The following is a 7,925-nucleotide window of genomic DNA, read 5'->3' on the forward strand; positions in this document are numbered from 1 at the left end:
TTAAAAACTCACGGCAGTTAACTACGTTAATGCTTACAGACTCCTGCTGAAAAACAATCAGACCATCAGAACCTGAGCTGCAATGTTAATTGCGGACTCCGGTTGTTTTCTCTGTTCAGGAACAGCCTCCACTTTGACCTTCTTCACAGGAGCCTCCTCCACAGGAAGCGTGATACGGTAGGCTCTGGTGGTAGCCATCAGAAAATCATGCAGAGCATCCACAATCTCATTATCAGGGGTATTGGCATTTACCGCCTTGAGTTTTGCCCAGGAACTTTCAAGTTTTTCTAAAAGCTGAGGATCACCTGAACATAAGGCTCTGGCCTGCTCGTAGGTCTTTGTAGCCTTATCGCCTCTGTAAGCTTCAAAATTACCTTTGATTGCAAAAATATTCTTTGCAAGATAATTCTTAAGCGGCTCACTGTTTTCAACAGTTCTGATAGAGGTATCGCTAAGGGTGTAGCTCTCTGTCAGAGACAGCAGTGTATTCAGTGAAGGATTGACCAGAATACCGCGATCCTTTAAGGATTCGGATACAGAGTACTTCACATCGAAGCCTACGCCCACACCAACACCTAAAGGATCAACATTGACACCGATAGAACTGCTGCTGTTGGTAAAGACACCAATTGAATCAAGCTCGCCATTCACATAGTTGAACCTAACGGTCTTGGTCCTCTCTGACTCAATCAGTGATGAGGTTCCCTTGACCATTGCAATAGTCTGCTCAGCGATTGCAATGGCGGTCTCAGGGTGAGTTGCAGCCCACTCTACAATCTTAAGAACAGTGTCAAAGGCTTTACCGGCATTTTTCCCGATCCAGGCCATAATCTTAGCGATGTTTTCAGGTTTTGACAGATAGTTTATTACTGCAGCCTTGGCCCCTTCCTTAACACCGGCAATAAGAGTATTGATAATAATCTTGGTGGTTGCCCCCTTGCCTGCATCCTTAAGAGAATCAATACCAGCCTGTTTTGCGTTCTCAAGCAGTGTATTTTCAGTCTGAAGCTCAGGAGGCTGACCCTTTCCTGCTGCAATCTTGGTGGCGATATCTATAATCGCTCTGAATGGAGCTGCGTTGGAAACAACCAGAGCATGACTGGTCTTTTCATCCTGCTCCCAAGGTCTTGCATCCTGACTTGAAGGAGAAGGCTTCTCCGAGGTATATACATACTGGTATGAGGAATCAAAACCTATCTGATGGCGCATTTCCTTTACAGCACCGTCTGCAACCGCCTTCACAAAGGTATTGCCGATATCTTTGGTCATGCCTCCGGTAACATCATTTAATACAGACAGTTTGATTTTAACCTGGGCAGAGGTTCTGATCTTCGGAGGTTTTCCAGCAGGAGAACCATCCATCAGATACTCACGGAAAACATCCTGAGGAATCTTTACTGATGGATTGCTCATACGGTTTAAGAGACGATCAGCCTCCCCTCGCGACATTTTTCCCTCACGGCAGCGAATTTCTACTGCCACCATGAGAGTTCTAACCTGATTTGCAAATTTAGCCCATCCATCCTTGGTCACATTGTTATTTTTGCCAGCCGTAGCCAGAACCTCTTCAAAACGCTGATTAAGATCACTTGTCTCCTGAGGAAGTTCAGGTATGGTTACGCCGTCCGGACCTGGTCTAAGCAGACTCTTTAAAGAATCCACATCCTTTGCTCCGGTAACAAGTTTGGTAAAAGGAACGAAGATACTGGACTTGACATTAAAATCACGGGAGTGAGTTACTGAAGCTCCGACACCTAGACTTCCGGTAACGCCCAGACCGAAATTAGCAGAAACCTGTCCCATCCCCTGTCCTGTCCAGCCCTTCTGTTCAGCAACAACTATCGGATTGGCACGTTTTGCAAGCACACTGTCTAAAGCACTGATAACTCCGCGAGACTGCAGGCTCTCAAGGTACTGCTTGTTGCTCTGCATTACCTCTCCGGAATGACGGCCCAGGAAGCGGAAAAACTTTGTGCCAAGACCGCCAATGCCAAATGCCAGCTTCTTCAAACCGCCGACAATCACGTCACCTACAGTTCTGCTGGTAGCAAGCTTGCAGCGCTCAGCATCGAGGATCATATCCTCAACAGTCGGATAGGTTCTGGTTACAAAATGGGAAAAATCTCCACCCACCCCCGCAGTGGCCTTGCCTCCGGTTTTTGCAGCCTCATTACCAAACTTGGCCACGCCCTTTAACTCAAGACCGCCGCCAATTCTATAGGTAACCTCAAGCGGATGCCCCTTGCCCTTGCAGATTATTTCTCCAATCACCTTGAAACGGGCACCGGCACGGACACCAGCAGTAACAGCTTCAATGCCGAGACCAAGAAAGGCTCCAAGACCGGCAGTAAACTCAACGGTACGCTTACCGCCCTTTTCTGCGTATGGAGTTATGATCTTTCTTAAAACATCCTTCTGGGCATGTTCCTTCTCAAAAATTCGGATCTGATCGTTGGTACGGTGAGAGATTTCCAGAGTTTCTTCTATGGTAGACTCAAGAGCAAAGCCCTCTGGCAGACGGACCTTTCCTGACTGGGAATCCATTCTCTGCAGTTTGGTATTCAAATCAGCAAGACTGGACTCCAGTTTCGCCTCCAGAGCTTTAATATCTTCAAAATCCTGCTCACTGACATGATCCTTGACTCCGAAGGTGAATAAATTCTGAATACCGCGAAGCTTGCCTTCAAAGAAATCCATCTGTTTGGAACCTGGATTATTCTTATTCAGAATCTTCTGGGTTTCATAACGGAAAACACGCAGAGTTTTCTTCATGATCTGCAGCTGAGCTATCGGATCATTTCCTTCAGCTGAGGAGGATAAGCCTTTTGTAAGCTTGGATCTGGCCTCTCTTAGTTTTGCGATGTCCTGCTTCAGCCGGGTCAGATCATTCAGAACACTGCTTTTAAAGGAATCTGTCAGCTGACTGTTGCTCTTTAAGAACTCGTCAACCTCATCTGTAACCTTTTTATCAAGATTATCCAGAACATCCTTGCCATCAACGGATTTCTTGATGTTGTCAAAGGATTCCTTGACCAGATCTCTAACACTCTCAGGATCCGTAAAATCCCAGTCCTTACCTGAGGTAACCTCATGACGGTTGGCAAAATTCTGCGCCTGCCCTCTTCCTGCTATGAATGAGGAATTGGCATTACCGTTCAGATAATCATCCACACCGGAATCAGGCTGATTAGGGTTAAGACCCTGACTGCCTTCTGGCTGATTAAGACGCTGAGCTTCAGGGTTGCTGTTGTTATTGACAATGTTGTTACCGGAAACAACATTCTCCCCCTGAAGATTGATATTATTAAGGCTTGAATTCAAGCCGCTGTTGATGCGCTCACTCATAGCTCATCCTCCTAACTCTCAAGAGGAAAATGTTTAGCAAAATAATCTCTGGTTGCTCTGACAGAACGAACCATAATTTCCACCCAGGCGGCAAAGGCATCAGTTGAACTGATGGTGTTGGCACTGCGTCTGTCAGCGGCAAGCACCAGATCTCCCTCTCCATCCAGCATCAGAGTAACTTCGCAGGCGGCACCGCTTAAATCATTGAGTTTTAAAAGTGCCAGAGCCTTTTTACCTGCATCAGGTGAAGTAAGATCACCGAAAGCTCCAACCGGAGAGGAAATAAGAATCATATCTGATTCAACCAGGTAGTGAAGATTGATGATAATGTCATCATCTACGGTAAAGGTGTCGGTATTATCAGTCTCATCCAGAGAAATATCTTCCATAACCAGAGAGCTGAATTCCTTTAAAACAGATGCAAACTGATCTCTAAGCATAGGTCTGACCTCTCAAACGCCAGTCATTGACACTGCGGGCATAATCCTCAAAACAGCTCTCAATAGATTCGGCAGCAGGAAACTCGTTTAAATAACGTCTCTCAGTCAGATAAAGCATATTGTCTTTGCCCACGGAAAGAGTTGCGCCATCGGTTCCTGACCAGAAAAAATTGCCTTTTAAGGCTGCCAGGAGAAATTCTCCGGCACGGCTTAGCACAGTTAAATCAAGTACTCTGAATCTGAAGAGCACAGCAGTAGGATCAGCAGGCACAGGAACAATTGACAGACTGATAGAGTCAAAGAGCAGAGACAGCACACCGCTCTTGCCTTCTACTGTATCAGGGAACTGCTCCTTCACAAGGTTGCTGAATGCTTCGTAATCGGTATTCATAAAAGCTCTCTTATGTGTTAACACGTCGTAATGATATAACCTACAGTATAAGAGATTTCGAAAAGCTATTATTTACTTAATGTAGCAGAAATTGATATAAATCACATTAAAAAACTGAGAAGCTGACAGCTTACAGGCTACAGTCTGAAAGAACTGTCTGGAATTATATTTCAGCTATATTCTGCAATGATTTCTGGCTTGCTTTACCGGATACAAAATACACCTGATTAAAAATAATAGTTAAATAGAAACAGTCTGTATTTTGAGTGCAGGAATTAACATCGTTGAATGTCTATGACATAAATGTTTCAAAAAAAGACACTGGCAAATCAACAAAATGTATTTACTACAGATATAGAAAAATCCAATTAAAAGATAGATCTCTGTTTTGTTCTTACAAAAGCGGTATACTACTTTGGTCTCGACTATAACTCAGTTGTTTTTAGTAATTGTTAACTTACTGTTTTATAATTTTATTTTTACTAAATTCTGCCGAGTCTTTCTTTAAAAATTCGATGTATTGATTTATAAGGAAATTTTCTAAATCATTCGGAACCGTTGGTATATAAGTTTTTCCCGAGATTTATAGAGTCAAATAGTTCAAAAAATATGAGACTCGGTAAAATGGCATATTCAGCCCTTATGTATCAAGGTCTTTGGAAGGTGCGGTTCTAAAACCTTTTCCCCATAAGGGGACGAAAACACATTTAGAACATCTGTCCTTTCACGAGAATAGCAAACTATGCAGAGAATACCCTAAGCTTGCGCTTTTTTTTGCTGATTTTTTCACAGAACAATTGGATATAAAATATCTTCTTGATCCCCAAAAACATGAAATAATTCCCTCCGGCTTTGCTAATACCACACTAGATAAAGTAGCAACACTAGACAACATCGAACATCATGCTGCTAGTGTGTTTTTTGAAGTTATGACCGAGAGAATTTTAAAAGAAAACTTTTTAGATTATGTGCAATTTAAGAAATAATCTGCGTTTTATTTGGTGATTATAGGAAAATTGTGATCCTAAACAGCCAGATAAATCACGATTGCTCATTTCTCACATAGCAGCTCTTAAAAAACGAACTAAACTTAAGAGGTGATTATAAAAAAGAGCGGTTGTTATTATGAAGAAAATCCTTTCATTCCTTGTCGGGACTGTTGTCTTTTCCTATACCGGTGCCGTTAGTGCCAATACGCAGAAAGAGCTTGATAGTGCATGTGAGCAAGGCAGTAGTGAGGACTGTATTCTTGCGGCAGACGCATACGTTAAAGGCTCAAACGGCGTACTGAATTACACCAAAGCGATTGAATTCTACAATAAGGCATGTGTCTCCGATCCCAATTCAAATGCATGTAAGGAGATAATATTTACAGACTCTGCAGTAACGGTCTCCCTACGCAATATTTCTGATGTTTCTGCAAATGCCCAGAGCAAACTTCTAAAATCTCCAAACGAAGAAGAACTGAAAAATGTATTCGATACACTGAAAAAAGAATGCGATTTAAACAACGACAACCGAGCATGTGCAATCTACGGAGATATGCTTGTTTCCGGTATCGGCTGTGACAGAAATCTGGAGTTAGGCTTATCGGTTTTAAATCAGTCTGCAGCAAAAGCAGATCTGTATGCTCTGTCATCACTAGGCTACCGTTACTACAACGGCATAGATGTAGAGCCAAACGAATTCAAAGCCTTTAGACTGCTGAATGTTTCTTGTGACAATGACGATTTCGGTGCTTGCAGAATGGTGTCATCCATATACAGAAAGGGTCTTGGAGTCGGTGTTAAGAAAGACGATCTCATCAAAATCTATCAACAGAAATGTGATGAGCAGAAAGCAGTAAGCTGTCATAAGCTTGCAAACATCAAAAATGCATCTGAGGATGAACACGAAACCAAGCAGGCCTTGGAACTTCTGAAAATGGGCTGTGATCTGGGCGGTGTCCGAAGCTGTGTTGAATTAGGCGATATGTATTCTAACGGAACGATTAATCAGCGTGACGATGAATATGCCTTTTCATGTTATAAAACAGCTTGTGACAAGAATGATCCTATCGGCTGTCTGAATCTGGGTTATGCCTACAGAATGGGCAGCGGCATAGAGCAGGACATTAAATTGGCCTATAAGCTTTTCCACAAAAGCTGCAAAAGAGGATCATCACAAGCTTGTGCAGTCCTAGCACAAATGCCACGGGTTGAGGATGACTGATAAGCAGCAGTCCTTTCCAATCACTTCCTAACAGATAGAGGAGAGAGCCCAATCTCTCCCCTATTTCATTCTCTATCAGCTTTTTTAATCAGCTTTAATGTACCTAAGCAGAATTCGTACTTTAAAGGACATTAAATAATGCTGAAAAACAAATTAACCATAACAGCTGCAGCCATAGCTCTTGTCATGCTGGCTACAGTCTGCACCACAAAGCCAAACAGTTCCCTCCATAGTTTTATTTCCCCGTTAGGGGACGAGAACTAAGTAACAACTGCTCATTACGTAGAAGATTAACAGTTTGAAATTTAATTCACCGTAAGTTGACACAACACATGTACTATCGGGAAGCTAGATAGAATAAGAGCTTTCTTGGAAAAAGTAACAGGGATACTATTTGCTTAAGCTAACTAATCCAGACAAGAAATTAGAAGGGAACCAAGACATTAGATAAGAGTCTTTTGTTTGAATACTGGAGCTCGTTTAGAACGGTGAAATTACTTATGGCAGTTTGATAAGAGTTCCCCCTTTCGCTTACCTGCCTCGTATGAGATCTGCAGAAGTTCTTCAGGAGACAGAACATCCTTCTGCTGCATGAGACGGCAGATTCGTACTGGATTTTCAAACACCAGTCTCATTTAAAAGAGACGGAGGTTATGTCATCTTTCCGGAGATAGCCCTGATAATTAACAGTCTTGTAAAGAAATACGAGGCAGCCTTTCAGGATGAAATAATCAGTGATGAAGACACCTTAAATCAGCTTTATGAACGATGCTACATTTCATCCTATAAACTAAGAAGTACAGTCTTTCATCTGGAAGGGATCAGAATAAACAGCTTTATTGGAACAATCACTATAAGTTGCAGAAGCAACTCCACCATGAAGAACTTTTTAAATATGCTTCTTACTTTTGGAGAGTATTCAGGTATTGGCATCAAAACCAGTATAGGCATGGGAGCTTACAGATTGATAGTAATTGAAAGAAAACCAAAGACTTTCCAGCAGGCTGAATGTTAATCATTTTGTCTCCTAATTGGAATAACGCCTCTTTAGCGATACCGACACTCCTTTCATACAAACTCATCATAAAAGGGAATCAGTCCCCTTTCTTTAGTGGTGATCTGTTAATACTCAAGAGCATCATCTTTTCAATAAATATGCACTCCTAATAAAAATTCTAAGTTGATTCATTTATGAGTTTCTCTAAAAGGAAACGTCCCCTTACGGAGAATAAGTTTTAGAACTTGAATATGGAGCCTGGGATAATAGAGATGACAAAGATTGTTTTCGTCCCCTGATGGGGAAATAATTTGATTACCAATACACTAGATCTGACCACAAGATCACGCATACAGTTCAAAACAGAAGAATATTTTATTATTTTTTCTAATAAAAACAAGGATCTTTATTTTAAGGATCATTCTTTACTGTGGTTAATAGCTCTTCTGTAAAAATCCTAATCTTAAAGAGCCATTAACTACGATTATCAGAGCTCTCCCCTACCGCAAGAGCTTCCTAAAGATAGTTATTCAGTCAAATA

7 protein-coding genes are annotated in these 7,925 nt (G+C 41.9%); 3 read left to right on the forward strand and 4 right to left on the reverse strand.

Translation table 11 applies throughout. From position 1 onward, the window contains the following. Positions 1-57 precede the first annotated feature (57 nt). The 3 genes from QZU45_RS07095 to QZU45_RS07105 are packed head-to-tail and all read right to left on the reverse strand — an operon-like array spanning position 58 to position 4,176. Positions 58-3,345 (reverse strand): hypothetical protein, encoded by a 3,288-nt coding sequence (locus QZU45_RS07095; protein WP_295353467.1) that lies wholly within the window; start codon positions 3,343-3,345, stop codon positions 58-60. An 11-nt stretch (positions 3,346-3,356) separates the two neighbouring features. Next, complete coding sequence (locus tag QZU45_RS07100; RefSeq protein ID WP_295353470.1) at positions 3,357-3,785, reverse strand: type III secretion system chaperone; 429 nt, start codon at positions 3,783-3,785, stop codon at positions 3,357-3,359. Continuing rightward, positions 3,778-4,176, reverse strand: coding sequence for a type III secretion system chaperone (locus QZU45_RS07105; protein WP_295353472.1), 399 nt, complete (start codon positions 4,174-4,176; stop codon positions 3,778-3,780). The genes QZU45_RS07100 and QZU45_RS07105 overlap by 8 nt, the downstream gene beginning before the upstream one ends. Positions 4,177-4,832: 656 nt before the next feature. On the opposite strand from QZU45_RS07105, the gene QZU45_RS07110 reads away from it, so the two are divergent. Then, positions 4,833-5,162 carry a hypothetical protein gene (locus QZU45_RS07110; RefSeq protein ID WP_295353475.1) on the forward strand — a complete coding sequence of 110 codons (330 nt, stop codon included), beginning with the start codon at positions 4,833-4,835 and terminating at the stop codon, positions 5,160-5,162. 139 nt (positions 5,163-5,301) lie between these two features. After that, entirely contained in the window at positions 5,302-6,387 is a 1,086-nt protein-coding gene (locus tag QZU45_RS07115; RefSeq protein ID WP_295353478.1) for a tetratricopeptide repeat protein, read from the forward strand. Between the two features lie 494 nt (positions 6,388-6,881). Here QZU45_RS07115 and QZU45_RS07120 read toward each other — a convergent pair whose 3' ends face one another. After that, a complete protein-coding gene (locus QZU45_RS07120) occupies positions 6,882-7,013 on the reverse strand; it encodes a hypothetical protein (protein WP_295353481.1) in 132 nt (43 codons plus the stop codon). Positions 7,014-7,057: 44 nt separating this feature from the next. Between QZU45_RS07120 and cas6 the strand changes: the two genes are divergently transcribed. Next, on the forward strand, positions 7,058-7,402 hold the full coding sequence (gene cas6 / locus QZU45_RS07125) for a CRISPR system precrRNA processing endoribonuclease RAMP protein Cas6 (protein ID WP_295353487.1): 345 nt from the start codon (positions 7,058-7,060) through the stop codon (positions 7,400-7,402). The last annotated feature ends 523 nt before the right edge of the window (positions 7,403-7,925 follow it).

Origin of the sequence: uncultured Succinivibrio sp. (assembly GCF_902756765.1) — a bacterium.
Lineage (GTDB): Bacteria > Pseudomonadota > Gammaproteobacteria > Enterobacterales > Succinivibrionaceae > Succinivibrio.

Excerpts from the sequence above, each read along its gene's own strand:
- QZU45_RS07100 (WP_295353470.1), bottom strand. The coding sequence starts at position 3,785 with ATGCTTAGAGATCAGTTTGCATCTGTTTTAAAGGAATTCAGCTCTCTG.
- QZU45_RS07095 (WP_295353467.1), bottom strand. The coding sequence starts at position 3,345 with ATGAGTGAGCGCATCAACAGCGGCTTGAATTCAAGCCTTAATAATATC.
- QZU45_RS07105 (WP_295353472.1), bottom strand. The coding sequence starts at position 4,176 with ATGAATACCGATTACGAAGCATTCAGCAACCTTGTGAAGGAGCAGTTC.
- QZU45_RS07115 (WP_295353478.1), top strand. The coding sequence starts at position 5,302 with ATGAAGAAAATCCTTTCATTCCTTGTCGGGACTGTTGTCTTTTCCTAT.